Raw genomic sequence first — 26,634 nt, 5'->3', positions numbered from 1 at the left:
ATGTTCGGTTTCAACAAGAAATTGCTCAACACGGCGGTCGTTGCATCACTGGCTATGGTGGGAAGCTGTGCGGCGCTGGCCGATAGCCTGACATTTTCGGGCTGGGGTGGGGCATTGCAGGACGCAGAGCGCAAGGCTTACCTTGAACCCGCCGCCAAGGCACTGGGCGTGACGATCAAGGAAGACAACATGGATGGCCTGGCGGCGGTGCGTGCCCAGGTCATGTCGGGCCGGCCGAAGTGGGATGTGGTGGAACTGGGCAGCACCGAGTGCGCCCAGGCCCAGCAGGAAGGCCTGGTGGAACCGCTGGATTACTCCGTCATCGATGCAACGCATGTCGACAAGAGTGTGGTCAGCAGTCACTGGATCGCCAGTCACGCCTACGCCACCGTCGTGGCGTGGGCCGATGACACGGGTGCACCGGTGGCGAAGAACTGGCAGCAGTTTTTCGATCCTCAGGTGAAGGGTGCCCGAGCGTTGTACCGTCAGCCCTGGCTGACCATGGAAGCGGCGTTGCTCGGGGACGGCGTTGCACCGAAAGACCTGTATCCATTGGATGTGGAACGTGCGATCAAGGTGCTTGATCGCATCAAGCCTCAAGTGGTCAATTGGTGGGGGGCAGGGGCGGATTCGGCGCAGTTGTTGCGAAGCCGTGAGGTCGATTTTCTGGCGATCTGGAATGGCCGGGTCAACGATGTAAAAAACAGTGGCGAAAAAGTCGATTACAGTTTTGATGGTGCGTTGTTGAGCCACGACTGCCTGATCGTTCCCAAGGGCGCCGCGAACAAGGATCTGGCAATGAAGCTGATAGCCCAGATCATGAAGCCCGAGAGCCAAGCGATGCTGGCGACGTTGATTCCTTATTCTCCGGTCAATGCCAAGGCGTACGAACAGGCCGCGATCACTGCGGAACTGGCGGCGCGTTTGCCCACCTCACCGCAGAACATCAACAAGGTGGTGTCGGTGTCACCCGAGTGGTGGGTGAAGAACCAGGAAGCGGTGCGTCAGCGGTTCGCGCTGTTTCTGGCCCACTGACCGTTGCTGCCAACCGAACAGTGAGGAGGGGCGCCCCGGGCGCTTCTCCCTCTATAAAAAGGGCTCGAGTCGCCCGTTTGTGCCGAGTGTGAGTATGTCCGAAGACCTTAAACTTTCGATGTCCATCGACATCGAGAACCTGACCAAGACCTACGACAGTTTTGCTGCGTTGGATGATGTATCGCTCTCGATCAAGAGTGGCGAGTTCCTGTCTCTGCTCGGCTCCTCGGGTTCGGGCAAGACCACGCTGTTGATGGCGCTCGCCGGTTTCGTTCGTCCTGATGCCGGCAGCATCCGCTTTGGTGGTCGGGAAATGATCTTCGAGCCGCCGCACAAGCGCGATGTCGGCATGATGTTCCAGAGTTACGCGCTGTTTCCCCATATGAACGTCTTTCAGAACGTCGCATACCCGTTGAAGCTGCGGGGTTACGGGCGGGCTGAAATCCGCCAGCGAGTGGAACAGGCGCTGGCCACGGTGGAACTCGATCACCTGATTGAGCGCAATATCAACGAAATGTCGGGCGGTCAGCGCCAGCGTATTGCCCTGGCCCGGGCCATTGTGTTCGAGCCTAAGATTCTGTTGATGGACGAGCCCCTCTCGGCCCTCGACAAACGCCTGCGCGAAACCATGCAACTGGAATTGCGCCGCCTGCATGAGCGCCTGGGTATGACAGTGGTCTACGTGACACACGACCAGCGCGAAGCCTTGACCATGTCCGACCGCATCGCGGTGATGAGTAAGGGCAAGATTCGTCAGATCGATACGCCGGTGAACCTTTATGAGCGTCCTGCCAACCGGTTCATCGCCGAGTTCGTCGGTGAGTCGTCCTGCCTGCCGGTGACACAGCACGCGGGGCTGCTCCAGTTCCAGGGGCGCACACTCAAAACCGGCAGCGCGGTGGAGGGGCTGAAAAATCCGAGCCTGGTGGTCCGTCCGGAAAAACTGCAATTCGTCGCGGCCGAGGCTGGTGAGTACAATCACTTGCACGGCCACGTTACCGATGTGATTTTCCAGGGCGAAAGCCAGTTGGTGCAGATTGACCTGGGCGAAGGCATGGCCGTTGCCATTCGCCGCCCGACCCGCAGCTCCGAAAGCAATCGCCTGCCAGCTCGTGGCGAGGCCGTGGTGCTTGGCCTGCACCCGCACGACACCCTGGTGGTGGGGAACGAGCCATGAGTGTCGTCGAACTGCACGCATTGAATGCCCGTGAGCTGCAACGCGCAGAGCGGCGTCATCGCTGGTATCTGTTCGGCTCAGGGTTGCCTGCGTTGTTACTGGTGCTGCTGACGTTCGTGTTGCCGATCGGCTGGTTGTTCTGGTTGTCGTTGTTCGACGCCAACGGTCAGTTGACGATCGAGAACTACACGCGCCTGCTCGAGCCGATCTACGTGCTGACGTTCGTGCAGACCTTCAAGATCAGCATCATCGTCACCATCGCCTGTGTGCTGATCGGTTACCCCTATGCCTATTTCATGATCAAGGGCGCGCGCTGGCTCGCCAACCTGGCCATGGGGCTGCTTTTGGTGTCGCTGTGGACATCACTGCTGGTGCGTACCTACGCGTGGCTGATCATCCTGCAGCGTCGCGGTATCGCCAACGACTTGCTGATGAGCCTGGGCCTGACCGACGCGCCGCTGGCCCTGGTGCATAACCTGACCGGCACGGTGATCGGCATGGTGCACATCATGTTGCCGTTCATGATCCTGCCGTTGTACGCCGCCATGAAAAGCATCGATCCGATCTACAACCAGGCGGCTGCCGCCTTCGGTGCGTCGCCGTCCCGAGCCTTTCGCGACGTGTTCCTGCCGTTGTCGCTGCCGGGGCTGGCGGCCGGCGCCACGCTGGTGTTCGTGATCACCCTGGGCTTCTACGTCACGCCTGCGTTGTTGGGCGGTGGCAAGGTGCAGATGATCTCCATGCGGATCGAGAGCGACGTGTCCATGTACGCCAACTGGGGTGCCGCTTCTTCGTTGGGCGTGGTGCTGTTGCTGACCACCTTGCTTATGTTGTTCATCGTCAAGAAGGGCGCGGGCCTCGGCCGGCGCAGCGAGTGAAATCATGATCCGACTCAAACAATCCCTGATGGATGCCGTGCGCGCATCCTGGCTGTACGTCCTGGTGTTGGCGACCATGCTGTTTTTGGTGCTGCCGACGCTGATCGTGATTCCCATGTCGCTGTCCGATGCGCGCTACCTGAGCTTTCCGCCCAAGTCGCTGAGCTTCGAGCCGTTCTTCAGCTACTTCGCCTCCCTGGAGTGGCGCAGCGCGACGGCGGTGTCGCTGATCACCGCAACCCTGACCATGGTGCTGGCCACCACACTGGGCACGGCAGCGGCGTATTCGTTGCACGTCACCCAGTCGCGGTTGTCCGGCGTCCTGCGCGGCCTGTTGATGGCACCGATGATCGTGCCCACGATCTTCATCGCCATCGGCCTGTTTTTTGTCTATGCCCGCATGGACATGAACAACACCATCCCGGGGCTGGTGCTGGCGCACACGCTGCTGGCGCTACCCTATGTCGTGATCAACGTCAGCGCCGGCCTGCGCAGCTATGACATGACCCAGGAACAAGCCGCATGCATTCTCGGCGCGACCCGGCTGCGGGCCTTCTTTGACGTGACGCTGCCGCAGATCCGCTTCTCGGTGATCGCCGCCGCCATGTTCGCCTTTGCCATTTCCCTGGATGAGGCCGTGATCTCGCTGTTCATCAGTGGTGGCGACAGCTCCACCCTGACCAAACGGATGTTCAGCTCGCTGCGCTCGGAAATCGATCCGCTCATCGCAGTGGTGGCGACGTTGATGACGCTGCTGTCGATTACCATGCTGTGCATCAGCATCATGGCCCAGCGCAAAGCGAAGAGGGCGGCGGCATGAGTCGCATCAACCTGCGGCTCGGGCATGCCAGCAGCGAAGTGATCGAGTTCTTCTGGAACGGTCGCCCGGTGCAAGGGCGTCAAGGCGAAAGCCTGGCTACGGCGTTGCTGGCCAACGGCATCAAGGTGTTGGCCTGGACGCGAAAATCCCACCGTCCGTTGGGCTACTCGGGCAATTACGTGAGCGGGGTGCTTGCGCGGGTGGACGGGGTGCCTAACGTACGCCTGGATCTGTTCCCGGTGGCGGCCGGGGTGCGGGTCGAGATGCAGAACTGCTGGCCGAGTCCGGCGTTCGATGTGTTGCGCCTGTCGCGGTTGATTCCGTCGAGCTGGATTCAGGGCGGTTTCGAACACACCAACCTGGTGCCCAGCGGCACGGCGTTGTTTCAGCGCTGGGAAGCGATACTGGCGTTTCTTGCAGGGTCGGCCAAGCCGGCCACCTCTACCGGGGAGGTGGCGGTACCGCCAGCGCGCCGTTTGAGTGCCGACCGCCTGGTGATCGGTGGCGGGCCTGCCGGGTGTGCGGCGGCCAACGAGGCGGCAGCGCAAGGGCTGGATGTGGTGCTGGTCACCCGTGGCCATGGCCTGGCGCGTTACACCCACGCAGCCGGCCAGGCACGGCCAGCCTTGGATGAGCGGGTGACGCTGGTCACGGGCGTCGAGGTGTTTGGTGCCTACCGCGAAGGCGAATTGCTGTTAGGCGCGCCCCACGACCCGCGCCAGGGTGCCTTGGCGCTGGAGGCCGAGACAATTGTCCTGGCCACCGGACGCCGTCCATGCCCGCTGGTGATCCCCGGTATGTGGCTGCCGGGGGTGATAGAGGCGCGCACCGCGCTGATCATGGCCAGCGAGCAGGCGGTGGCACCGGGCGAGCGGGTGGTCGTGGTCGGCAATGGCGACCAGGAGGCATTGGCCAGCCGCCTGCGCCAGTTGGGCGTGAATGTGGTCGCGGCGCGGCCGGTAGGCGATTTGCGCCGGGTGGCGGGGCGCAGCCGGGTCAACGCGGCGTACTTCGCCGAGCGTATTGCCTGCGACGCGCTGGTGCATTCCGGGCCGTGGCTGGCAGAAGCCAGCCTGACCTTCCAGAGCCGCGCCGAAGGCTTGCTGCAGTTACGCGAACAACGCCCTTGCCGTTGGCAGGTGGTGGGGTCTGCCAGCGAGCACGATCAGCCCTTGCCGGTGGCGACGCCCTCGTCTCATCACGCCTTGTTGTGCCCCTGCTTCGACGTGTCCAGCCATGAAGTGCAGGCGTTGATCGAGCAGGGCATCACCGACCTGGAAGTGATCAAACGCCTGACCTCCTGCGGCATGGGCCCTTGTCAGGGGCAACCCTGCTGGGATTCACTGCGCGCACTGGTCAGTGCCCGAAGCGGCATCGCCCTGGAGCTGTTAGCCAGGCCGACGCTGCGCCCGCCACGCCGAGCCCTGAGCGTTGCTCAGGCCGCCGGCCTGGCCGATGTCGTTGAGCCTTTGCAATGAATGCACTTAAACCTTTGCCTGCCAAGGCATCGATCATTATTGTCGGCGCGGGGATTCAGGGCCTGTCGCTGGCGTTCAATCTGTCGGAGCTGGGTATGCGCGACATTCTCGTGCTAGACGCCGGTTACTGGCAGGGCGGTGCCTCGGGGCGCAACGGCACGCTGATTCGTGGCGCGTTCAGCTCGCCTGAATGGACGCGTTTCTTCGCTCATTCCTGCGAATTGTGGCAGGGCTTGTCCAAACGCCTGGGCCAAAACGTCATGTATTCGCGCCGGGGCTACACCATGGTGGGCGAGCGCAGCGCCACGGCCGAACTGCTCGACCGCACGCTGGCCGTGCACAAGGAATGCGGTATCCACTCCAGCCTGCTGACACCCGGTCAGTTGCGCGAGGTGCTGCCGGCCCTGGCTCATGGGCGGGTGAGCGCGGCGCTGCACCTGCCCGACAGTGGCGTGGCGCCGCACCACGCGGCCATGCATGCCTATCGCCAGGCGTGCGAGGCGAGGGGGGTGAGCATTCACTACCGCACGCCCGTCACCGCCATTGATCAGAGCGCCGGGCGCATTGGCGGGGTACGCGTCGGCGACCAGCGCATTGCCAGCGACACCCTGGTGCTGGCCGGGGGCGCCGAGAGCAATGCCCTGGCGCAGATGGCCGGGGTGCCGCTGGATGGCTATCCGATGCGCCTGGAAGCCATGGCGCTGGAACCCACGCGGCCCTTGATCGGACCCGCCGTGGCGTTGCTGGATCGGCTTTGCTACATGCACCAGACTGCTCGTGGAGAAGTGGTGGGTGGCGCCGAAGTGGCTGAGCGCCCGCAACACACCCTCAATGCCGACGTGCCGGTGATGGCTGCCACCGCTCGGGCGTACCTGGAGATGTTCCCGCAGTTGGGGCATGCGCGGATCTTGCGTCAGTGGGCGGGTTTGGTGCATATCTCCAAGGATTTCGGGCCGCTGTTGGGGGCCCATCATGCGTTGCCGGGTTTGTTCGTCAGTGCGGGCTGGTGTTATGGCCACGCGGGCGCCCCGGCTGCCGGCGAACTGTTGGCCAAGGCCATTGTCAGCGGGCAGGTGGACGAGCGTATGCGCCCGTTCGCCGTGGACCGATTCGAGCGAAACCAGCCAGTCGTAGAGCCTGGCATCGTGTTGAGTCATTTCGAATGACTTGCAAAAAAACGGGTACCATACGGACCCTTGAACCAGCACAACCCCAAACGCACCGTGATGCGTATGCCGATGCGGCAGAATAAGGAAAAATCCATGAGCTCCCTGGAAGACTCACCACTTTTCATCACTGCTTTGTCGAAGGGGCTCGCCATCCTGACGGCGTTCCGAGCCGGGCGGCCGAGCATGAGCCTGGTCGAGCTGGCCGAGCACACGGGGCTGAACAAAAGCACTGTGCAGCGTTCTGCCTTCACCCTTGAGGCGCTGGGCTATCTCTACAAGGAGCCGGTGACCAAGCGTTTTCGCCTGGCGCCCAAGTCGCTGGATCTGGGCACCGGTTATCTGCAGACCAGCGAGCTGATCGAGCGCGCAAATCCGTACCTGCATGAACTCAACCGCAATGTCGAGGAAAGCTGCAACCTGCTTGAGCCCTGCGGACTGGACATGCTCTATGTGGCTCGCTTTCCCAGCCACAAACAGATCGCCATTCACATGCCGCTGGGCCGGCATCTGCCGATGTACTGCACCTCGGCCGGGCGTGCGTACCTGGCCGCGCTGCCCGAAGCCGAGTCGGACGCGATCCTGGTGGCCTCCGAGCGCCAGGGCTACACCGCCAGCACCGTCACCGAGCTGGACCAACTGCGCGCGCTGGTCGCCGAAGCCCGCAACGCCGGTTACGCCTACGCCCAGGAAGAATACTTTGCGGGTGACATCAGTGTTGCCGCTGCCGTGGTCAATGCCGATGGCTACCCACTGGGTGCCGTGAACATTTCCGTACCGTTCAGCCGCTGGAGCCTTGAAGAGGCGCGCAGCCAACTGGCGCCCAAAGTGATCAACACCGCACGGACCATTTCCAGCGCAACGCGCAGTTTACGCCCCGTGGGCTAAAACCCCGGGGTAACCCTTTAACCCGCACACCCTGCTGCCGGCCCTGGCCTGCGGTATAGGTGCGCGATTGCCCGAAATCCGGGCGCACGTTTAAGGAGAGAGTGATGAGTGAGACCATGAAAGCTGCTGTCCTGCACGCGGTAGGTGAACCGCTGCGGATCGAGCAGGTGCCGATCCCGCAGCCGGGGCCCGGTGAAATCCTGATTCGTATCGCGGCCTGTGGCGTGTGCCACAGCGACCTGCATGCCGTTGACGGCGACTGGTCTGCATTGCCCACTTTGCCTCTAATTCCCGGCCATGAAATCACCGGGCATGTGGTTGCCCACGGCCAGGACGTCAGTGAACCGCCACTCGGCGCGGCCGTTGGCATGCCGTGGATGTACAGCGCGTGTGGCACCTGCGAGTTCTGCCTGGGTGGCATGGAAACCATCTGCGCGCGCCGCGAATCCACGGGTTACAGCAAGCAGGGCGGGTATGCCGAATACATGGTCGCGCCGGCCGCCTTTGTCGCCACCCTCGAACCGGGCGTCGATCTGTACGCCCTGGCGCCGATCCTGTGCGCCGGCGTCACCACGTACCGAGGCCTGACGCGCTCCCGTGCCCGACCAGGGCAGTGGGTGGCGGTCATGGGTATCGGCGGTCTGGGCCATGTGGCGGTGCAGTACGCCATCGCCATGGGGCTGCGGGTGGCGGCCATCGATGTGTCCGCCGACAAGCTGGAACTGGCGCGCAGCTATGGCGCCGAGTGCTTGGTGAACGCCCTCGACAATCCGGTGGAAACCCTCAAGCAGCAGATCCTGGGTGGCGTCCATGCCGTGCTGGTCACGGCCACTGCCAATGCGGCCTTCGAACAGTCAGTGAAGATGCTGCGCCCCGGCGGCACGGCGGTCTTCATCGGCTTGCCCGGTGGCGATGCCGATACCGTGCGCGCCTCGATTTCCAGCATCAGCGGCTGGGAGCTGTCGATCACCGGTTCCAACATCGGCACGCGCCAGGACCTGAACGACGCGGTGGCCTTCGCCGCCCGTGGCCAGGTCAAGGCGCAGGTCAACCTCGAGCGCCTGGAAGACATCAACGACATCTTTGCACGCATGCGCCAGGGCCAGTTGGTCGGCCGCACCGTGCTGAAAATTGCCTGACCCCTTCACTTTCCCAATAGGAATTACGTATGACCATCACTCGCCTTCAACCCAACCCAGGTCTGCTCAGCCACGCGCTGGTGCACAACGGTATCGTCTACATCACCGGCCAGGTGCCCGCTGACCGTACCCAGGATATCGCCGGGCAGACTGCCCAGGTGCTGGCGCGGATCGATGCGCTGCTGGCCGAGGCAGGCTCCGACAAATCGCACATCCTGTTCACGCAGATCTGGCTCAAGCATGCCGTGCAGGATTTTGCCGCCATGAACGCCGTATGGCGTGAGTGGATCCCGCAGGACGCATTGCCAGCCCGGGCTACCGTTGAAGCCAACATGGCGGCGGACAACATCCTCGTGGAAATCGCCCTGCAGGCAGCGGTCAAGGCCTGATCGGCCGGTTGAACAGCCGACTTTCGGCATCGGAGAATATGTATGAGCAGTATCGTTCCTCATCTCATCAACGGCGTGCGGGTCCAGGGCACCGGGCGCACCGCGGATGTCTACAACCCGTCCACGGGCGCGGTGATCAAGCAAGTAGCGCTGGCCGATGCGGCCACTTTGCAGCAAGCCATCGATGCCGCGAAAGCCGCGTTCCCGGCGTGGCGCAACACGCCGCCGGCCAAACGCGCGCAGGTCATGTACCGCTTCAAGCAATTGCTGGAGCAAAACGAAGCTGTCATTGCCGCGATGATCAGCGAAGAGCACGGCAAGACCCTGGAAGACGCGGCCGGCGAACTCAAGCGCGGCATCGAAAACGTGGAGTTCGCCTGTGGCGCACCGGAGCTGCTCAAGGGTGACTACAGCCGCAATGTCGGCCCGCACATCGACGCCTGGACCGACCTGCAACCGGTGGGGGTGGTAGCCGGCATCACGCCGTTCAACTTCCCCGCCATGGTGCCGCTGTGGATGTATCCGCTGGCCATCGTCTGCGGCAACTGTTTCATCCTCAAGCCTTCCGAGCGCGACCCCAGTTCCACCCTGCGCATCGCTGAACTGCTGATCGAAGCCGGCCTGCCGGCCGGGGTCATGAGCGTGGTGCATGGCGACAAGGAAGCGGTCGATGGCCTGATTGAATCGCCGCACGTCAAGGCACTGAGCTTTGTCGGCTCCACACCCATCGCCGAATACATCTACAGTGAAGGCACCAAGCGCGGCAAGCGCGTGCAGGCCCTCGGCGGGGCGAAAAACCACGCGGTGCTGATGCCCGACGCCGACCTCGATAATGCCGTCGGTGCGCTGATGGGGGCGGCCTATGGCTCGTGCGGTGAGCGCTGCATGGCGTTGTCCGTGGCGGTCTGCGTAGGCGATGCGATTGCCGATGCCTTGGTGGCAAAACTGGTGCCGCAGGTGAGGGGCTTGAAGATCGGGGCGGGCACATCGTGCGGCCTGGACATGGGACCGCTGGTGACCGGCGCTGCGCGGGACAAGGTCAAGGGCTACATCGACGCCGGTGTGGCCCAGGGCGCCACGCTGCTGGTGGACGGTCGCGACCTGGTGGTTACCGGCCATGAAAACGGCTTTTTCGTCGGGGGCACGCTGTTCGACCGGGTGACCGCGCAGATGAGCATCTACACCGACGAGATTTTCGGCCCGGTGTTGTGCATCGTCCGCGTGCCGAGCCTGGAAGCGGCGATGAAGTTGATCAACGACCACGAATACGGCAACGGCACCTGCATCTTCACCCGCGACGGTGAGGCGGCGCGCTTGTTCTGCGACGAGATTGAAGTGGGCATGGTCGGCGTCAACGTACCGTTGCCGGTGCCGGTCAGCTACCACAGCTTTGGTGGCTGGAAGCGTTCGCTGTTCGGGGACCTGCATGCCTACGGCCCCGACGGCGTGCGTTTTTATACCCGCAAGAAAGCCATTACCCAGCGCTGGCCACGCCGTGCCAGCCATGAAGCCGCGCAGTTCGCCTTCCCCAGCAACGCTTAAGTGGCGCCTGCCGCGTGGGGCTCTCACGCGGCTTTCGACTTATCGTGGAGACAAACATGAACAATGCACTGAAGTTTTACATCGACGGCCAGTGGGTAGCTGCCGAGTCCGGCAATACCCTGGATGTGATCGATCCTTCCACCGAACAGGCCTTTATCAAAATCGCCGTGGGTGATAGCCGGGATGTCGACAAGGCGGTAGTGGCTGCCGCCCGGGCCTTCCCGGCGTTCTCGGGTAAATCGGTTGCCGAACGCCTGGCCTTGCTCAAGGAAATCCTGCGGGTGTACAACCTGCGCTACGAGGATCTGGTCAAGGCCGTCAGCCAGGAAATGGGCGCACCGCTGCATTTCGCCCGTGATGCGCAGATCTGGAGTGGCCGCGCGCACCTCGAGTCAACCATTAGCGCCCTGGAAAACTTCCCGTTCAGCGAACAGCACGGCACCACCCATGTCGTGCGCGAAGCCATTGGCGTGTGCGCCCTGATCACGCCGTGGAACTGGCCGCTGAACCAGATCGTCTGCAAGGTGGCCCCGGCCATTGCCGCCGGCTGCACCGTGGTGCTAAAACCCAGCGAAATCGCGCCGCTGACCGGCATCATCTTTGCCGAGATCCTCCATGAAGCAGGCGTGCCGGCAGGCGTATTCAACCTGCTCAACGGCACCGGACCCGATGTGGGCCAGCACATGGCGAGCCACCCGAACGTGGACATGGTGTCTTTCACCGGCTCGACCCGCGCCGGCATCATCGTCGCCAAGACTGCGGCGGATACCGTCAAGCGCGTGGCCCAGGAGCTGGGCGGCAAGTCAGCCAACATCCTGCTTGAGGACGCCGACCTCGACGTGGCGGTGGCCAAGGGCGTGCAGGGCTGTTTCTCCAACTCGGGGCAATCCTGCGACGCACCGACCCGCATGCTGGTACCGGCCGCGCTGCATGCCCGCGCGCTGGAGATCGCCAAAGAGACCGCCGAGCAACTGGTCACCGGCAGCCCGCTGGACGAAAAAACCAACCTGGGTCCGGTGATCAGCGAAGCACAGTTCAACAAGATCCAGGGGCTGATCGCCACCGGGATCGAAGAGGGCGCCACGCTGGTGGCCGGCGGCCTGGAACGACCTGCGGGGTTGGACAAGGGCTACTACGTGCGGCCGACCGTGTTTGGCCACGTCACGCCGCAGATGACCATCGCTCGCGAAGAAATCTTCGGCCCCGTGCTGTCGATCATGCCCTATGAAACGCTGGAACAGGCCATCGAAATCGCCAACGACACGGTCTACGGCCTGGCGGCCTACGTGCAGTCCCGGGACCTCGAAAAAGCCCGCGCCGTTGCCGGGCGCATGCGGGCGGGTTCGGTGTACCTGAACTATCCGAGCTGGGACACCTTTGCCCCGTTTGGTGGTTATAAGCAGTCGGGTAATGGCCGTGAGTATGCGGGCTGGGGGATCCACGACTTCCTGGAAATCAAGGGCGTAGTGGGTTGGGGGAATTGATTGGGCGGGGGTGACAGGCTTCCCGTGTGATCGTTGACCCCCATCGCGAATGAATTCGCTCCTACAGGCCTGGTGGTGTCCCTGCTCGCGATGGTCTCCCGGCCATCGCGCGGCATCAGACGGCCCGCGTCATCGTTGACCTCCATCGCGAATAAATTCGCTCCTACAGGTCCTGTGGTGCCCCTGTAGGAGCGAGCATGCTCGCGATGGATTCACAACCACTGCGGGGTATCAGGCAGCCCGGCCGATAATTGTCGGATTTCCTGACATGCGCGAATAAATGACGTGGGGGAAGGGCCATGGTGTGAGTCGTACTGATGGAAGGGGTATTACGGTATCGTATGACGACGACCTTGGGTTCTCTGACCAGCCATTTAATCGCCACCGACAGGACGTCACCATGCGCAAGGATTACCTGGCATTTTTTACTTCACTGTTCCTGTCGAGGCTGGCCGACCAGATCCTGCTGTTCATCGTGCCGCTGGTGGTGTTCCAGACCACGCAAAGCGCGTCCTGGGCAGGGCTGGCGTTTTTTGCCGAGTCGCTTCCGCGCTTTCTTGCGTTCCCGGTCTGCGGGGCATTGTGCGACAAATTCGCGCCCACCCGGATTCTGTACATCAGCCAGGTCTATCGCGCTTTGCTGTGTGCGGTGGCAGTGGTCTTGTACCTGGTATTTGGCGGCATCGCCTGGCTGGTGGTCCTGTCGGCACTGTGCGGGGTACTGACGACCCAGGGCATCATGGCCCGTGAAGTGTTGATGCCGCATATCTTCCAGCACTACAGCTACACCAAGACCTTGTCCTACTCACAGATCGCCGACCAGACCGGGCTGGTGCTCGGGCCGCTGCTGGCGGCGCTGTTGCTGGAACTCTGGGCGTGGCACTGGGTGGTGGCGTGGGTCGCCGTGTTGTTCCTGTTGGCCGACCTGGGCATGCGGGTTTGGCAACGATTCAGCGGTATCACGCTGGAGGTGTTCGAGCAGCATCAGGACATCTGGGTGCAACCGCTGCGTATCGCCTTTGGGCATATTGGCGAGCGCAAGGAACTGAAAAAGATCATTACCCTGGCCGTCGGCGTCAACCTGATCATCGGGGGCACCCTGGCCACCTCGGCCGCCATGGTGATCGGCCAGTTCAGCGCGGGCAAGGACGGCTACGCCGGACTCCAGGCGGCCGGCGCCGGGGTGACCATCGTCATTCTGTTCTTTCTCGCCCGAGTGGCGCTGCCCCTGAGGCTCATGGGCAGCGTCGGGTACTTGATGATCGCCGCAGGCGGCTTGATCTGTGCGCTGAGTCCGAGCCTTGGCTTATATATGGCGGGCTTCCTGCTGATCGTTGGCTTCGACAAGATGTTCAACGTCTATATGCGCACGATTCGTCAGCGCGTGATTCCTACACAGGATTTCGGCAAGACGGTTGGGGTGATTACGTTGCTCAATAACCTTTCGCAGCCGTTGGCCGGTTTGCTGGTGGCGTTGTTGGCGACGACGCTGGGGGTGCAGGGGGTGGTGTTGTTTCTGACGCTGCTGGCGGTGGTGTTGGGGGGGGCGGTGCTGGTTTGGGCGACGAGGGTTGGCGGTGAGAGGGAGACGGCGCAGTGTCTGGTTTCCAGTGTTATCGTTGACGACCATCGCGAATAAATTCGCTCCTACAGATGTCCGCATTCCCCTGTAGGAGCGAGCACGCTCGCGATGGACTGAAGAACACCGCGGGGTGTCAGGCTTCCCGCGTTATCGTTGACGACCATCGCGAATAAATTCGCTCCTACAGATGTCCGCATTCCCCTGTAGGAGCGAGCACGCTCGCGATGGACTGAAGAACACCGCGGGGTGTCAGGTTTCCCGCGTTATCGTTGACGACCATCGCGAATAGATTCGCTCCTACAGATGTCCGCATACACCTGCAGGGGTAGGTGATGGAGTTTTATTCCACCGCCTCGACCACCCCCTGATCCTCACCCAGGAATCCGCCGCTCTGGTGCTGCCACAGGCGTGCATAGGTGCCGTTTTTCGCCAGCAGTTCAGCGTGGGTGCCTTGTTCGATGATGCGCCCGTCGTCCATGACAATCAGCCGATCCATGGCCGCGATGGTCGAGAGCCGGTGGGCGATGGCGATCACGGTCTTGCCTTGCATCATCTCGTCGAGGCTTTCCTGGATGGCCACTTCGACTTCCGAGTCCAGGGCACTGGTGGCTTCGTCCAGTAGCAGGATCGGCGCATTCTTGAGCATCACCCGGGCGATCGCCACGCGCTGACGCTGGCCGCCCGACAACTTGATGCCGCGCTCGCCCACCAGGGTGTCATAGCCGCTGTGGCCCTGTGGGTCCGTCAACTGGTTGATGAACCCGTCGGCCTGGGCGTTGATGGCGGCACGGCGGATCTGTTCGTCGGTGGCGTCGGGTCGACCATAGGCGATGTTGTCACGAATGGAGCGGTGCAGCAGGGACGTGTCCTGCGTGACCATGCCGATGGTGCTGCGCAGGCTGTCTTGCGTTACGTGGGCGATGTCCTGTCCATCAATGCTGATCTTGCCTTCGTCCACGTCGTAAAAACGCAGCAGCAGGTTGATCAGCGTGGATTTACCGGCACCGGAGCGGCCCACCAAACCGATTTTCTCGCCCGGGCGGATGTGCAGGCTCAAACCATCGAGCACCTGGCGTTCGCCGTTGTAGTTGAAGCTCACATTGTCGAAGCTTACCGCGCCGCCAGAGGGCACCAGCGCCTTGGCGTCCGGTGCATCCTGCACCTTGGGACCCTGGGTCAAGGTGGCCATGCCGTCCTGTACGGTGCCGATACTTTCGAACAGCGAGGTCATCTGCCACATGATCCAGTGAGACATGCCATTGATCCGCAGTGCCATGGCCGTGATCGCCGCCACGGCCCCCGCGCCGACTTCGCCTTGGTGCCACAGCCACAGGGCATAGCCGCCAGCACCGAGGATCAGGCCCACTACCAGCGCCTGGTTAACAATTTCGAACTGGCTGACCAGGCGCATCTGGCGAAAACCGGTCTGCTTGAAATCTTCCATCGCCGCACGCGCAAAATGCGCTTCGCGCCTGGAGTGCGAGAACAGTTTCACGGTGGTGATGTTGGTGTAGGCGTCCGAGATGCGCCCGGTCATAGAAGACCGGGCGTTGGCCTGCTCCTGGCCGACCTGGCCCAGGCGCGGTACGAAATACAACATCGCCAGTGAGAACAGCGCGATCCAGCCAATGAACGGCAACATCAGTTTCAGGGCGAAGCCGCCCGCCAGGGCGATGATCGCGATGAAATAGACACCGATGCCCGGCAGGATCTCGATGAGGGTGAACAGCACTTCGCGAACGGCCAGCGCGGTCTGCATCACCTTGGTGGTGACCCGACCCGAAAACTCATCGGAAAAAAATGAAAGGCTTTGCCGCAGCATCAGGCGGTGGAAGTCCCAGCGCAGGCGCAGTGGCAGGTTGATCGCCAGAATCTGGTGCTGGACCATGGTGCGCAGCGCCACCAGCCCGATGCTGGTGACCAGCACGATCCCGATGCCCCACAACACGCGGCTTTCCTGCATGTTGACTTCGCCGCCTGCCTTCCAGCTCGATAAGAGGTCCACGACCTGTCCGAGGAAGGAAAACAGCCAGGCTTCGTAAATCGAGACGGCCGCGCTCAGCAGCGCAAACGCGAGGACGTAGCCGCGAGCACCTCGGGTACAGGCCCATAAAAAACGAGCCAGGCCGACCGGTGGCGGTGGAAGCTCGTCGGGTGGGAAAGGGTCGAGTCTTCGTTCAAACACACGAAGCATTGAGGTTCTCCTGAATGATCAATTGAGGATTTTGCCATTTAACGCGGGCTTTGAGGGTTCGAGAGTCCAGTGCGCCGCCGCGTTCAACCGCAAACATGAGAAGCTGTTTTTTCACGTCATTCGCCGATGGCATCATCAGGGTGTCCCGGGCTTTTCGGCGCCCAGCGCCTGGATTCGGTGATGCTCCACCAGGAAGTCCACAAATACGCGTACCCGGGCGGGCATGGCCGCACCCCCCACGAACACCGCATGAATCGGTTCCCGATCACCAGGGTTCCAGTCTTCTAGAAGGGCCACCAGCTCACCGCGTTGCAGGTCCTCGGCGACCGTGAACGCGCCGATACGTGCGATACCGGCACCTAATCGAGCCAGTTGTGCGAGCGCCTCGCCACTGCTGCATTCGATGTTGCCGTTGATCTTCAGGGAGAACTCATGGCCGTCCCGGGCGAACGGCCAGTCGGGCTGGGCGCGGCGAAAGTTGAACCGCAGGCAGTTGTGGTGCAACAGGTCTGGCGGTTCCTGCGGCGTGCCATGGCGCTGCAGGTATTGCGGCGAAGCTACCACGACCTGGCCGGTTTCGCCGATCCGGCGTGCCGTCAGGGGGCTGTCTGGAAGAACGCCAAAGCGCACCGCCACGTCGGCCTGGCCGGCGAGAATGTCGACCACCTCATCGCCCAGGGTCAGATCAACAACGATGTTCGGATATCGGGAGCTGAACGCGGCCACCAGGGGCACGATGGCCATCCTGCCGTGGCCGAGGGCGGCACTCACGCGCAGCCGTCCCTGGGGGACACCTTGATCAGCGATGGCTTCTTCGACTTCGGCCATGTCCGCCAGAATTCTCCGAGCGCCTCGTAAGTAGGCCTCGCCCTCGGCAGTGAAGGTGATCGCCCGGGTTGTGCGAAGCAACAGGCGAGTGCCAAGTCGCTGCTCGGTGCGCGCGATGACGCGGCTGACCGCCGAGGGTGTCAGCCCCAGGGCGCGCGCCGCCGCTGACAAGCTGCCTTCCTCTGCAACGGTGACGTACACCGCCATTTCACCCGACCGGCCGTTGATATCCATTTGTGCCTCGTGCGCAAAGGTGTTTGCCAGAAAGGCCATCTTCTGGCCTGGAAAAACACATTGTAACCTTTGCGGCATAAATGAGGACCTTGCCATGCGTATAAACCTACCCCTTGTAGCTCTTGCCACGGGTGCCTTCGGCATCGGTGTGACTGAATTCGCCCCCATGGGCATGTTGCCCGGTATCGCTGCCGACCTGGGCGTCTCCATTCCTGCCGCAGGCCTGCTGGTCAGCGCCTATGCCGTGGGGGTGTTGCTTGGCGCGCCTCTGATGACGCTGACCACCGGGAAGATTCCCCGGCGCCATCTGTTGATCGGGCTGATGGCCATTTTTACCCTGGGTAACCTGATGTCAGCGATGGCGACCGATTACTACAGCCTGCTGATTGCCCGCGTCGTGACTTCGCTCAACCACGGCGCGTTCTTTGGCGTAGGCTCCATTGTCGCCGCCAGCGTAGTTGCGCCGGACAAGCGCGCCGGAGCAGTTGCCGCGATGTTCATGGGGCTGACGCTGGCCACCATCGGCGGTGTACCGCTGGCGACCTGGTTGGGTGAACAGCTCGGCTGGCGGACCGCGTTCTGGGGCATCGCCGGTTTGGGTGTGGTGACCATGGCCGCGTTGTGGTTCGCTTTGCCCAACCTGCCGCTACCCAAAGGTGGTGGCGTGCTCGCCGAAATCCGCGTCTTGCGCCGGGGCCCGGTCCTGGCGGCGCTGGCATTGACCGTCGTGGGTTCGGGCGCCATGTTTACCGTCTTCACGTATATCGCGCCCATCCTCAGTAGCGAGACCCACGCCTCCAGCCCATTCATCACCGCCATGCTGGTGCTGTTCGGAGTGGGTTTGACCCTGGGGAACATCTGGGGCGGCAAGGCGGCAGATCGCTCCATCGACCGCACCCTGATCATCTCGCTGAGCGCGCTGATCATTGTTTTGCTGGCGTTCACTGTCCTGATGCGCTGGCCGCTGACGGCTGCCATCAGCATCGTTATCTGGGGCATTGCCAGCTTCGCCTTGGTGCCGCCGCTGCAGATGCGCGTGATGGAAGCCGCCAAGGACGCCCCCAACCTGGCCTCGGCCGTGAACATCGGGGCGTTCAACCTCGGTAATGCGATCGGTGCCGCGCTCGGCGGGGCCGTGATCAATGCAGGCCTGGGTTATCCGGCGATCTCCCTGGCGGGTGCTGGGATGGCTGGCTTGGGGTTGCTGATGGTGCTGGTCCTCGCCAGCCGTGCCACAACACAGGATCCTGCGGCAACCACCTTGGAATCAGCCAATACGCCCTCATAACATGGCTACCATCCACGTTGCCGAGAGGAACGAAAGATCATGACCAGTCAAACCGAAACCGCCATTCTCGCTGGTGGCTGCTTTTGGGGCATGCAGGACCTGCTGCGGCGCTATCCCGGTGTGTTGCAAACCCGCGTTGGCTACACCGGCGGTGACGTGCCCAATGCCACTTATCGCAATCACGGCAATCACGCTGAAGCCATCGAGATCGTTTTCGACCCCGCAGTGATCAGCTATCGGCAGATCCTGGAGTTCTTCTTCCAGATACACGACCCGAGTACACCCAACCGTCAGGGCAATGACTTGGGCCCCAGTTATCGTTCGGCCATTTACTACCTTAACGAACAGCAGCGTGATATCGCCGAAGACACCGCAGCCGATGTCGATGCTTCGAAGCTGTGGCCGGGCAGGGTGGTGACCGAAATCGAACCTGCGGGACCCTTCTGGGAAGCGGAACCTGAACACCAGGATTATCTTGAGCGGATCCCGAACGGTTACACCTGCCATTTCATCCGTCCGAACTGGAAGTTGCCCAAGCGCGGTTGAGTGTCGGTACGCTGAAAGACCCGCGACGGCCGGTGATCCCAACATCGGCTGCTCGCGGGTTTGTGCCATAAAAACGGGCGACTCACTGGACGCCACGAATTTAACGTCAAAAAACAGGTATTTAACGTGGTCTTCGCGGCTGGATTTTTTTCCGGGCGCGAAGTGTTTTGCGCATAAAGTGTCCTAGACTACAGCTGCAGATGCGATGTGCGGGAGCGGCACCTGATGCATGCTGCTGATTAAGACACCCTTCAACGTGCGAAAATAATATGAATAATAATTCCGGAGCAGGCGCTCGGTTAAACGTACTTGATGGGTGGCGTGGCATGAGCATTCTGCTCGTACTGGCGTGTCACCTGTTACCACTTGGCCCAAAGAGTTTGCAGTTGAATGCCGCTGCAGGCGTCATGGGCATGGCTATTTTTTTACTCTTTCGGGCTTCCTGATCACCAGCTTTCTGCTCAATCACAGTAGCGTTACCGACTTTCTCATCCGCAGGTTCTTTCGGATCGTTCCCCTGGCCTGGTTGTATATGGCAGTCGCGTTATACGTCATGAACAGCTCGCCGGATTTCTACGTCGCCAACTTCCTGTTCGTTGCCAACTGGCCCCCGATGGCCCTTGGAAGTGTGAATGGCCATCTGTGGAGTTTGTGCATGGAGGCGCAGTTCTATGTTGCCATTGCGCTGCTGGTCGTTCTCTTCAGAAACAAGTGGGTCGTGATGATTCCTTGTCTGTGCATCGCCGTTACCCTTTACCGTGTGATAAATGATGTCCACGTAGCGATCAATACCTATTACCGAATCGATGAGATATTGACGGGTTGCATACTTGCAATGATTTATCACAAGGGGCTGGGCGGCGCACTTGTAAAAGAACCGAGAAAGATTGGGGCCGCGCAAGTACTGTTACTTCTCCTGTTCCTGGTGTCCTGTCACCCGGAGGGCGGTTTCATGAATTACTTGCGCCCTTATTTTGCCGCCGCGTTGGTGGGGAGTACATTGCTCAATAGTTCAGCTCGCATTAACCAGCTCTTGAATCATCGCATTCTCTTTTACATTGCCACGATCTCCTACGCACTTTATGTCGTTCATCCGCTGCTGGCGGACACCTGGCTGGGTAGCGGGGATACGGTCATTAAATACCTGAAGCGTCCTTTGTTGTTTGGTGCCATTTTCCTCGTGGCGCATATCTCGACCTTTTATTATGAAAAATGGTGGATTGCGTTCGGGAAGACCTTGTCGAGGAAAGTGGCGAGTCAATCTGTCGCAACGTGAACGCCAATTAGCTGCCCGTGCCGTTTTCGGGATCATTCATCCGCACGCTGGCGAACGTCGATTCGTTGCGCGCGTGGTAGGCAGCCCGCGTTATCGTTGACGACCATCGCGAGCAAGCTCGCTCCCACAGACAACCGCATTCCCCTGTAGAAGCGAGCTTGCTCGCGATGGAGGCCCATACACCGCTGTGTGCCAGGCAGCCCGCGTTATCGTTAACGACCATCGCGAGCAAGCCCGCTCCCGCAGACAACCGCATTCCCCTGTAGGAGCGAGCATGCTCGCGATGGAGGCCCAGGCACCGCTGTGTGCCAGGCAATCCGCGTTATCGTTCACGACCATCGCGAGCAAGCTCGCTCCCACAGACAACTGCATTCCCCTGTAGGAGCGAGCTTGCTCGCGATGGAGGCCCAGGCACCGCTGTGTGTCAGGCAGCCCGCGTTATCGTTGACGACCATCGCGAGCAAGCTCGCTCCTACAGATGAGCCGTAGGGCTCTGCGGGGATGTCGGGCAGATGTGATTTATGCATTGGTGATATCAGCGCTATACGATTGGCACTGTTTATCTATCAATTTGCGAAGGGTAGTTTTCCCTCCGATCATTCGAATCGAAAGGATACCCTTCATGAAAAACACCCTGATCGGTCTCGCGGTGTGCGCCGCAGCCCCTTTTGCCGACGCTGCCGGCTCAGACAACGCAAATGACCCACGCCGGCCCGAGCAGCAGATCTCCCGCGCCGGCTCCCAGGCATCGGTCGCAGGGCCTGAGCATTGGTTCACCGGGCGGGTGCGCGTCGAGCCGTTGTTTCCCACCAGTGATGCAATCAATGCTTCCGGCGCCTACGTCAATTTTGAACCGGGTGCGCGTTCCGCCTGGCATACCCACCCAGCGGGACAACGCTTGGTCGTGACGTCCGGTGTAGGGTTGATCCAGGAATGGGGCAAGCCGGAACAAGAGATCCACCCCGGCGACGTGATCGTCTGCCCGCCGGGCGTCAAGCACTGGCACGGCGCTGCGCCGTCGAGCGGTATGACGCACCTGGCCATCACCGGCACGGTGGACGGCAAAAATGCCGAATGGATGGAGAAGGTCACCGATGAGCAATACAACGCTCGCGACACACAAGCGCCTGTCGTCGCACCAGCGGTTTTGCAAACACTGTCGGCCAAACAACAAAGCATCCCGTTGATCGCAGCAGCCATGGCCACCAGCAACATGCCGGCGCTCAACACGGCGTTGAACAAAGGGTTGGATGCAGGCCTGAGCGTCAGCGAGGCGAAAGAAATTCTGGTGCAGCTCTACGCCTACAGCGGGTTCCCGCGCAGCCTCAATGCCCTCGGCGAGTTGATGACAGTGGTCGAGGCGCGCAAACAACGTGGTGTCCAGGATGAGCCGGGGCGTGAGCCCGGTCGAGTCATTCCCACGGGCAGCGAGTTGCTGGCGGCCGGTAAGGCCAACCAGTCGCGCATCGCTGGCGGGACGGTTCAAGGGCCGTTATTCGACTTCGTTCCGGTGATCAATCAATACCTGCAGACGCACCTCTTTGGCGATATCTTCGAGCGCGACAACCTCGACTGGCAAAGCCGTGAGCTGGCGACCGTCGCTGCGCTCGCCGTCACACCTGGGGTGGAATCACAACTGCGTTCGCACATGGCGGCCAGCTTGCGGGTCGGCCTGACCCCTGTGCAGTTGCGCCAGTTGATCCAGTTGCTGGCTGGGCAGGGCGATGAGGCCGCCGCCAAACGGGCTGGTGAAGCATTGGACACGGTTCAGGCGAATCAACCGTCGTAACGCAGGGTTTCACGCAAGAGGTTGAAGGCTGGAGAACTCTGGCGCCGGCTCGGATAGTAGAGGTGGTAGCCAGAGAACGGTTCGCACCAGTCCTCGAGCACGCGGATCAACCGGCCCTGCGCCACGTGTTCCTGCACCAGGTCCTCGGGCATGTAAGCCAGGCCCAGGCCCTGGAGCGCCGCCTCCAGGCGCATGGCAATGTTGTTGAACACCAATTGGCCTTCGATGCGCACGTTCAGCTCCTGCCCGTTTTTCTCGAATTCCCAGACGTAGAGTCCGCCGTGGGTGGGCATGCGCAGGGTGATGCAGTTGTGGGTCGTGAGGTCATTGGGAATGATGGGCTGCGGGTAGCGGGAGAAATAGGCGGGCGAGCCCACCACCGCCATGCGCATATCGGGACCGATGCGCATCGCGATCATGTCCTTGGCCACCTGTGGTCCCAACCGTACGCCTGCATCGAAGCCCTGGGCGACGATGTCGGTGAAACCGTAGTCGACGATGATTTCGATGTGCAGGTCGGGGTGGTCGGGCAACAGTTTCGAGAGCACCGGATGCAAGACCTTGATTGCCGAATGCTCGCCTGCGGTGATGCGCAATTTGCCGGCGGGCCGATCTCGAAATTCGCTGAGCAAGGCCAGCTCGGTGTCGATCTCTTCAAACCGGGGCGCAATTACTTTCAGCAGATGTTCGCCTGCTTCGGTGGGGGAGACGCTGCGGGTGGTGCGCGCCAACAACCTGACCCCCAGCCGTTCCTCCAACTGACGCATGGCCCGACTCAACGCCGGTTGCGACATGCCTAGCCGGGCGGCGGCGCGTGTGAAGCTGCGCTCCTGGGCCACCGCCGCAAAAATCGCCAATTGGTCATAGCTTTCGAGGGACATTCATGCGCACCTGTTATGAACCAAGGGCGATTATGCCATTTATGCGGAGTAGGGGACCTGTCTTAAAAATGCAATAAAACCGTCGCGTAGAAATATTACTGAAATGTTTCATTCCTATGATGTAGGAGTTTTCTTTCAGGGAAGTATTGTCATGCGTCGAGTGGTGTTCAATCAGAAAGGTGGGGTGGGCAAGTCCAGCATTGCCTGCAATCTTGCGGCGGTCAGTGCGACCGAAGGCTACAGGACGCTCTTGGTGGACCTCGATCCCCAGGCTAATTCCACCCATTACCTGACCGGGTTGACCGGTGATGAAATCCCCATGGGCATCGCCGACTTCTTCAAGCAAAGCCTGTCCAGCGGACCGGCCAGCAAGAAGAATCACGTGGCGATCACCGAAACGCGCTACGACAATCTGCACCTGGTCACGGCCAGCCTTGAACTGGCCGATCTGCAAACCAAGCTCGAGTCTCGCTTCAAGATCAACAAACTGCGCCGTTTGCTGGTGGCACTGTCCGAAGATTACGAACGCATTTACATCGACACGCCGCCCTCGTTGAATTTCTACACCATCAGCGCATTGATCGCCGCCAACCGCGTGTTGATTCCCTTCGATTGCGACACCTTTTCTCGCCAGGCGCTCTACAACGTCATCGCCCAGGTGGCGGAGTTGCGTGCCGACCATAACGAGTCGCTGGTGGTGGAAGGGGTGGTCGTCAACCAGTTCGAGGCGCGTGCCCGTTTGCATCAGGCCTTGATCGACGAACTGGTAGCCGAAGGCTTACCGGTGTTGCCGGATTATCTGAGCAGTACGATCAAGATGCGTGAGTCCCATGAAGCGTCGGTGCCAATGATTCACCTGGCGCCACGGCATAAATTGTCGAGGGAATTCGTTAACCTGTTTTCGGCCCTCGAGCGCGCGAGCTGACCACAAGGGGGTGGGCGTTGCATTCCTTTTTGGAACTTTGACGACGGAAAAATCCAGCGTGCCGATGAATTGCGGCTGCGGATCAATCCGCACGACTGGCAGTTACTCAAGGATGCGGCCGACCAGGCCTATGACTTGACCACGCAGATGCTCGCGCGCGATCAACGCGATTGCCTGAACGTGAAATCCATGCGTTTACCTGCAGGAGAGCAGCCATGACGGACGAGAAGAGAGATGAGCCTGAAGACGATGTGCCGATTCACTCCACGGAACAGGAGCGCGAGCGTTTGAAGGATTACAATAAGGACGGCATTCCGCCTGGTTCCTGTTGATTGCGAAGGTCTTCGGCGAGGGGCGTTGGCTTTCGAACCTGTCCAAGTCAACGAGCGCGTCGTCCAGGGACGGGCCTTGCCACCGTGACAATCAGAGCGCATCATGGCGCCCATCATAGGGTAGGGGGTATGCTATGGCGCACACCAAGGCAGGAAAAGATGACTTGCTCAAGCGCGTGCGGCGCATCGCGGGCCAGGTACAAGCCATTGAACGCGCGCTGGAAGGCGAGGCGGACTGCGGGAAGACGTTGCACCTGGTGGCGGCCACCCGTGGCGCCATAAACGGCCTGCTCGACGAAATCATCGAGGACCACGCCCGCGAACACGTGGCCAAGCCTGGCCTCAGTGATGAGGAGCGGGCGCAAGGTGTCGAAGAGCTGCTCGAAGCCATTCGCCGTTATTCCAAGTGAGGACAGCATGAGTACCGTTGATTACACACACAATCATGACTTCCTCGGCGCCAGCCACGACGACAACGCCAAACGCACGCTCTGGGTGGTGATCCTGACCGTGGTGATGATGGTCGGTGAAATTGCCGCGGGTTACCTGACCGGTTCCATGGCGCTGCTGGCCGATGGTTTCCATATGGCCACCCACGCCGGGGCGTTGGGCATTGCCGCCGCCGCATACGCCTTTGCGCGCAAGCATTCGGACAACGGCGCCTACAGTTTTGGCACCGGAAAGGTCGGCGACCTGGGTGGTTTCGCCTCGGCGTTGATTCTTGGCCTGATCTCGCTGGGCATTGGCGTCGAATCGGTGATGCGCCTGTTCGAGCCGACCCGGGTGCAGTTCGGCACCGCCATCTGGATCGCCGTGCTCGGCCTCGCCGTCAACATCGTCAGCGCGCTGCTGCTGGCCGGCGCCGCCGGTCATCATCACGGGCATGACCATGGCCATGCACACCACCATCATCACGATCACGCCCACGGCGAAGACAACAATCTGAGATCGGCCTACGTTCACGTGCTGGCCGATGCCGTCACATCGGTGCTGGCCATCCTGGCCTTGCTGGCCGGCAAGTTCCTCGGCTGGGTGTGGCTCGACCCGGCCATGGGCATCGTCGGTGCGGTGGTCATTGCCCGTTGGGCCTGGCTGCTGATGAAGGACACCGCCTCAGTGTTGCTGGACAGGACCGATGAGCACGTGGCCGACGAGATCCGCGAACTGCTCGCGCAGTCGCAAGCCTTGCGCATCGTCGACCTGCATGTCTGGCGCGTGGGCCCCCAGGCGCGGGCGGCGATCGTCAGTGTGCAGGGTCCGGCACAATCCTCGGCCGACGATGTGCGCAAGGCGTTGCAGCCTGTCCACGAAGTCACGCACCTGACCGTTGAGTACCGCACGGCCTGAGCCGTCCCGTCACGCTGGTAAAGAACACTGATATGGCGTCATTGAAACGAAAATACAGCGCCATGGAGCGCGAGCTGGCGCGTGCGTTGACCATCGCCTGCGAGGCGGCAAAAAGCGAGATCGTCGGGTTTGAATGGCTGACCCATCGGGTGGATTACACGCGTTTTCCAGAGAGCCTGATCGTCACCTGGGTATTCGATAGCGATGTCCACCACGACCAGGCCATCTCCGGGCAGGCTAAAGCAAGGATGCAGGCACTCACCCTGGCCGCGTTTGAAGAGATCGGCATCAGCGTGAAAGACATTGCACGCCATGTCGAATTCGACTCGCAGGAGCGTTGCGAAGCCCTGCACGGTGGTGATTGGGCGGCGCGCATCGACTCACGCCAACGCAAGGGGAGTCGGCATGGCCAAGGACATTGAAAACCCTTGCGTCTCGCTGTGCCAGTTGAACAGCGAGCTGTGCGTGAGCTGTGGCCGCACCCGCGAAGAGATCCGAAAATGGCGTGGCATGAAGCGTCCGGAAAAAATGGCGGCCGTGCAAAAGGCCACGGCGCGCCTGAAAGCGATCAACAAAAAGAAGAGCAAGGCCCAGGCTTAGGGAATTCCCACCCTTTTGCTTGCCTTCGACCACGTAGATCCGATGTTTTTCCCTGCTCACGAAATCCACGATCATGAGCAATGCTATCGCGTTGCCTGATAATCGCTGACGATCGCATCCAGGAAACCAAACAGCTTCTGATTCATCTGCGTGTAATCATTCGCTCGCAGGACCTCAGGCTGCTGGACAAAGCGCCGGTCAATCATTGCGTCCAGATCGCCTCCGGACGCTCCAATCAGCAACTCGATGACTTCACGCGTGAATTCCATATGGCACTGGAATCCGTACACCAGCCGGCCGTATTGGATGATCTGCCGGGGGCAACCCTCACTGAATGCGAGCACTTGCGCATCCGCGGTCAGGCCCGGCATGTCGTTATGCCAATGGCCAACCTCAAGCGTTGGCCCAAAGTGCGCGACGTGGGCATTTGCCTTGCCGGCGTCGGTCAAGGTGATCGGATAGTTGCCGATTTCCGCTTCCGGACTGTGGTCACATTTCGCGCCCAACGCTTCACCCATCAGTTGAGCGCCCAGGCACACGCCGACCACTGCCTTGTTGGCCGACACGGCCTTGGCGATCAATGCGCATTCGGCCGCTGCGTCGAAGTGCGGGCATTCTTCCCGCGTGGTCGAGGGGCTTTGCGGACCACCGAGGACGACCAGAAGATCGATGTCGTCCAGCCTCTGCGGTAGTGCCTCGCCCAGATAAACGCGGGAGTAGCGGGTCTTATAACCGCGATTTTTGACCCAGGTTTCATACGCGCCAGGTGATTCAAAGGCTTCGTGGACCACAAAATGTACGTTCATCGTTTTTCCT

At 61.3% G+C, this 26,634-nt stretch carries 25 protein-coding genes; 21 read left to right on the top strand and 4 right to left on the bottom strand.

Translation table 11 applies throughout. The features are described 5' to 3' along the window. From AB4N33_RS09905 to AB4N33_RS09850, 12 genes are all read left to right on the top strand, one after another. The gene (locus tag AB4N33_RS09905; RefSeq protein ID WP_460126127.1) at positions 1-1,035 is read left to right on the top strand and encodes an ABC transporter substrate-binding protein; all 1,035 of its coding nucleotides are present in this window, start codon (positions 1-3) and stop codon (positions 1,033-1,035) included. A 94-nt stretch (positions 1,036-1,129) separates the two neighbouring features. Then, positions 1,130-2,212: an ABC transporter ATP-binding protein gene (locus AB4N33_RS09900; protein ID WP_460126125.1), complete on the top strand. Its 1,083-nt coding sequence runs from the start codon at positions 1,130-1,132 to the stop codon at positions 2,210-2,212. Then, the gene (locus AB4N33_RS09895) at positions 2,209-3,090 is read left to right on the top strand and encodes an ABC transporter permease (protein WP_460126123.1); all 882 of its coding nucleotides are present in this window, start codon (positions 2,209-2,211) and stop codon (positions 3,088-3,090) included. The genes AB4N33_RS09900 and AB4N33_RS09895 overlap by 4 nt, the downstream gene beginning before the upstream one ends. Before the next feature lie 4 nt (positions 3,091-3,094). Further along, a complete protein-coding gene (locus tag AB4N33_RS09890; protein ID WP_476457165.1) occupies positions 3,095-3,910 on the top strand; it encodes an ABC transporter permease in 816 nt (271 codons plus the stop codon). Further along, positions 3,907-5,388: a 2Fe-2S iron-sulfur cluster-binding protein gene (locus AB4N33_RS09885; protein WP_476457164.1), complete on the top strand. Its 1,482-nt coding sequence runs from the start codon at positions 3,907-3,909 to the stop codon at positions 5,386-5,388. Before AB4N33_RS09890 ends, AB4N33_RS09885 begins: the two co-directional genes overlap by 4 nt. Next, positions 5,385-6,554, top strand: a complete 1,170-nt coding sequence (locus AB4N33_RS09880; RefSeq protein WP_476457163.1) for an NAD(P)/FAD-dependent oxidoreductase — start codon at positions 5,385-5,387, stop codon at positions 6,552-6,554. Before AB4N33_RS09885 ends, AB4N33_RS09880 begins: the two co-directional genes overlap by 4 nt. A gap of 96 nt (positions 6,555-6,650) precedes the next feature. Further along, positions 6,651-7,442, top strand: coding sequence for an IclR family transcriptional regulator (locus AB4N33_RS09875; RefSeq protein ID WP_460126115.1), 792 nt, complete (start codon positions 6,651-6,653; stop codon positions 7,440-7,442). A 104-nt stretch (positions 7,443-7,546) separates the two neighbouring features. After that, the gene (locus AB4N33_RS09870; RefSeq protein ID WP_476457162.1) at positions 7,547-8,581 is read left to right on the top strand and encodes a zinc-dependent alcohol dehydrogenase; all 1,035 of its coding nucleotides are present in this window, start codon (positions 7,547-7,549) and stop codon (positions 8,579-8,581) included. A gap of 29 nt (positions 8,582-8,610) precedes the next feature. Further along, positions 8,611-8,970: a RidA family protein gene (locus AB4N33_RS09865; protein WP_476457161.1), complete on the top strand. Its 360-nt coding sequence runs from the start codon at positions 8,611-8,613 to the stop codon at positions 8,968-8,970. Between the two features lie 42 nt (positions 8,971-9,012). Then, positions 9,013-10,512, top strand: coding sequence for a CoA-acylating methylmalonate-semialdehyde dehydrogenase (locus tag AB4N33_RS09860; protein ID WP_476457160.1), 1,500 nt, complete (start codon positions 9,013-9,015; stop codon positions 10,510-10,512). A 56-nt stretch (positions 10,513-10,568) separates the two neighbouring features. Next, positions 10,569-11,996 carry an aldehyde dehydrogenase family protein gene (locus AB4N33_RS09855; protein WP_476457159.1) on the top strand — a complete coding sequence of 476 codons (1,428 nt, stop codon included), beginning with the start codon at positions 10,569-10,571 and terminating at the stop codon, positions 11,994-11,996. 400 nt (positions 11,997-12,396) lie between these two features. Beyond that, positions 12,397-13,635 carry an MFS transporter gene (locus tag AB4N33_RS09850; RefSeq protein ID WP_476457158.1) on the top strand — a complete coding sequence of 413 codons (1,239 nt, stop codon included), beginning with the start codon at positions 12,397-12,399 and terminating at the stop codon, positions 13,633-13,635. 283 nt (positions 13,636-13,918) lie between these two features. Here the strand turns inward: AB4N33_RS09850 and AB4N33_RS09845 are convergent, their stop codons facing one another. After that, complete coding sequence (locus AB4N33_RS09845; protein ID WP_460126108.1) at positions 13,919-15,772, bottom strand: ABC transporter ATP-binding protein; 1,854 nt, start codon at positions 15,770-15,772, stop codon at positions 13,919-13,921. Between the two features lie 135 nt (positions 15,773-15,907). Then, positions 15,908-16,834, bottom strand: coding sequence for a LysR family transcriptional regulator (locus AB4N33_RS09840; protein ID WP_476457157.1), 927 nt, complete (start codon positions 16,832-16,834; stop codon positions 15,908-15,910). A 94-nt stretch (positions 16,835-16,928) separates the two neighbouring features. On the opposite strand from AB4N33_RS09840, the gene AB4N33_RS09835 reads away from it, so the two are divergent. The 4 genes from AB4N33_RS09835 to AB4N33_RS09820 all read left to right on the top strand — a co-directional run bounded on the left by AB4N33_RS09835 (position 16,929) and on the right by AB4N33_RS09820 (position 21,733). Then, positions 16,929-18,122 (top strand): MFS transporter, encoded by a 1,194-nt coding sequence (locus tag AB4N33_RS09835; RefSeq protein WP_476457156.1) that lies wholly within the window; start codon positions 16,929-16,931, stop codon positions 18,120-18,122. Positions 18,123-18,161: 39 nt separating this feature from the next. Beyond that, on the top strand, positions 18,162-18,668 hold the full coding sequence (msrA, locus tag AB4N33_RS09830; protein WP_476457155.1) for a peptide-methionine (S)-S-oxide reductase MsrA: 507 nt from the start codon (positions 18,162-18,164) through the stop codon (positions 18,666-18,668). Positions 18,669-19,017: 349 nt separating this feature from the next. Continuing rightward, on the top strand, positions 19,018-19,944 hold the full coding sequence (locus AB4N33_RS09825) for an acyltransferase family protein (RefSeq protein ID WP_476457154.1): 927 nt from the start codon (positions 19,018-19,020) through the stop codon (positions 19,942-19,944). A gap of 622 nt (positions 19,945-20,566) precedes the next feature. Then, entirely contained in the window at positions 20,567-21,733 is a 1,167-nt protein-coding gene (locus AB4N33_RS09820; protein ID WP_476457153.1) for a (R)-mandelonitrile lyase, read from the top strand. Here the strand turns inward: AB4N33_RS09820 and AB4N33_RS09815 are convergent. After that, positions 21,721-22,614: a LysR family transcriptional regulator gene (locus AB4N33_RS09815; RefSeq protein ID WP_460142040.1), complete on the bottom strand. Its 894-nt coding sequence runs from the start codon at positions 22,612-22,614 to the stop codon at positions 21,721-21,723. The genes AB4N33_RS09820 and AB4N33_RS09815 overlap by 13 nt on opposite strands. Positions 22,615-22,765: 151 nt before the next feature. Here AB4N33_RS09815 and AB4N33_RS09810 point away from each other — a divergent pair, with 151 nt between their 5' ends. The 5 genes from AB4N33_RS09810 (at position 22,766) to AB4N33_RS09790 (ending at position 25,818) form a co-directional block, all read left to right on the top strand. Then, positions 22,766-23,539, top strand: coding sequence for a ParA family protein (locus AB4N33_RS09810; protein ID WP_460126094.1), 774 nt, complete (start codon positions 22,766-22,768; stop codon positions 23,537-23,539). 466 nt (positions 23,540-24,005) lie between these two features. Further along, positions 24,006-24,281, top strand: a complete 276-nt coding sequence (locus AB4N33_RS09805) for a metal/formaldehyde-sensitive transcriptional repressor (RefSeq protein ID WP_460126092.1) — start codon at positions 24,006-24,008, stop codon at positions 24,279-24,281. A gap of 7 nt (positions 24,282-24,288) precedes the next feature. Further along, positions 24,289-25,218, top strand: a complete 930-nt coding sequence (gene dmeF / locus AB4N33_RS09800; RefSeq protein WP_476457152.1) for a CDF family Co(II)/Ni(II) efflux transporter DmeF — start codon at positions 24,289-24,291, stop codon at positions 25,216-25,218. A gap of 32 nt (positions 25,219-25,250) precedes the next feature. Next, positions 25,251-25,640: a hypothetical protein gene (locus AB4N33_RS09795; RefSeq protein ID WP_476457151.1), complete on the top strand. Its 390-nt coding sequence runs from the start codon at positions 25,251-25,253 to the stop codon at positions 25,638-25,640. Continuing rightward, a complete protein-coding gene (locus AB4N33_RS09790) occupies positions 25,624-25,818 on the top strand; it encodes a DUF1289 domain-containing protein (protein ID WP_368554328.1) in 195 nt (64 codons plus the stop codon). The genes AB4N33_RS09795 and AB4N33_RS09790 overlap by 17 nt, the downstream gene beginning before the upstream one ends. An 83-nt stretch (positions 25,819-25,901) precedes the next feature. Here the strand turns inward: AB4N33_RS09790 and AB4N33_RS09785 are convergent, their stop codons facing one another. Beyond that, positions 25,902-26,624: a type 1 glutamine amidotransferase gene (locus AB4N33_RS09785; protein WP_476457150.1), complete on the bottom strand. Its 723-nt coding sequence runs from the start codon at positions 26,622-26,624 to the stop codon at positions 25,902-25,904. Positions 26,625-26,634: the final 10 nt, after the last annotated feature.

This window comes from Pseudomonas sp. S1_E05, from assembly GCF_056337105.1.
The sequence above is the reverse complement of the archived record's forward strand: the minus strand, read 5'-3'. Positions and strand labels throughout refer to the sequence as shown.